Genomic DNA, 1815 nt, shown 5'->3' on the forward strand with positions numbered 1-1815 from the left:
GGCCGGCCCTGCTTGACGCTGGCCATCGCGGCCGCGCCGCACAGCATCGACATGGCGCCGGCCAGTGCCCCGGCGCGCTGCCCGAGCGGGTCCTTGAGGCCGGGGCGCAACAGCATGTCGCGCAGGCGGTCGTCGCCACCGAAATGGCCGCCGCTGGCATGCGGCACGCGGATGCGCTCGGCCTTGCCGAAATTCCGCATCAGCATGATCTCGTCGTGGTCGGGCACCTCGAAGGCCTGGCGCTCGTACTGGCGGATCTCGATGCGGCCCTTGGTGCCGTTGAAGGCGAGGTGGTGCCCCTCGATCGGCATGAAGGTGTTGAGCGAGTAGGAGGCGATCACGCCGTTCTCGTAGCGCAGCATCGCCGTCATCGTATCGGGAATGTCGATATCCTCGCGATAGACGCAGCCATCGCGGAAATAGCCATCGACCTCGGCGGGCTCGTCATAGAGCGCCGTCAGCCAGGGATCCTTGCTGATGTCGAGATGGAAGTCGCATGCGACGGTATGCGCGCAGGTCTGGCAGCGCTCGCCGCGGAACGGGCCATTGCGGCCGTAATGGCGCTGCGTGCCGAAAGCGGAAACCTCGAGCGCGGTCGAGTCCAGGTACCAGTTCAGCAGGTCGAAATGATGGGTCGACTTGTGCACGAACAGGCTGCCGGAATTCTTCTCATAGGCGTGCCAGCGCCGGAAGTAGTCGGCGCCGTGCTTGGTATCGAGATACCAGTGGAAATCGACCGAGGTGACGGTGCCGATGGCGTTCTCGAGCAGCAGCTGCTTGATCCGGGCGGCAGTCGGCGCGAAGCGATAGTTGAAGGTCACGTCGATCTGCCGTCCGGTGCGGATCTCGGCCTCGAGGATGCGGCGGCATTTCTCCGGCGTCGTGGTCATCGGCTTTTCCGTGATGACCCGGCAGCCGGCCTCCAGCGCCTTGATGATGATGTCGTCATGGGTGTCGTCGCGGCTGCAGACGATGACGATCTCGGGCTTTGCCACGGCGAGCATCGTGTCGACATCGGTATAGATCGGCGCATTGGTGCCGATCTCCTGGCGGGCATGGCTGGCGCGCAATTCGTTGACGTCGCAGATCGCGACGAACTCGGTGCAATCGCGCCAGCCGGCGAGGAGCTCGCGCCCCCACATGCCGGCTCCGCGGTGGCCGGTGCCGACCAGGGCCACGCGATGGCGTTCGTCACTCAAGGTCATCGCCGCATCCGTCATGTCTGCATTTCCTCGTCAGTCTCTTGTTTTTTGAAACCCTCCGGATCACCGCGCCGGGCTTGATCGCCGGCTGCAATGACCGGCCGTCAGACGAAATAGTCGGGATGGGCGACGCGCAGCCGGGCCAGGTCGGGGATGACCACGTTGAGATGGGTCTGCATGGCCTCCCGCGCGGCCTCGACGTCATGCCGCGCGATGGCGTCGCGGATGACCTCGTGCTCGCCGATGACCTGGTGCATGCGGCCGGGGACCGGCAGGGTCAGCCGGCGCGCCCGGTTGATCTGGACCTTCACCTGGCGCAGCAGCTTCCAGATGCGGGGATAGCCGGCGATCAGCGCGATCGCCTCGTGGAAGGCTTCGTCCGCCGCGTGGAAGGCGTCCATGTCGCCGATCTMGGCCAGCATCCGCTGGTTCGCCAGCTTGGCGTCGAGCTGGGCGATGTCGGCGACGGTCGCGATCTCGGCCGTGCGCTTGATCGCCGTGTCTTCAAGGGCCAGCCGGATGACCTGCGCCTCGGGGATTGCGCTGAGCGGCACATGCGAGACGAAGGTGCCCGATTGCGGGAAGATGTCGACGAGTCCGTCCTCCGAGAGGC

At 65.9% G+C, this 1815-nt stretch carries 2 protein-coding genes; both read right to left on the reverse strand.

What is annotated here, in order from left to right:
- The coding region (locus tag AC1DJT_RS36545) for a Gfo/Idh/MocA family protein (RefSeq protein ID WP_476836043.1) at positions 1 to 1220 on the reverse strand (1220 nt) is incomplete at its 3' end.
- A gap of 86 nt (positions 1221 to 1306) precedes the next feature.
- Positions 1307 to 1815, reverse strand: a 509-nt coding sequence (locus AC1DJT_RS36550) for a GntR family transcriptional regulator (RefSeq protein ID WP_476836044.1), incomplete at its 5' end; no start/stop codon positions are given.

This window comes from Allobosea sp. 05T422_2 (assembly GCF_056396265.1).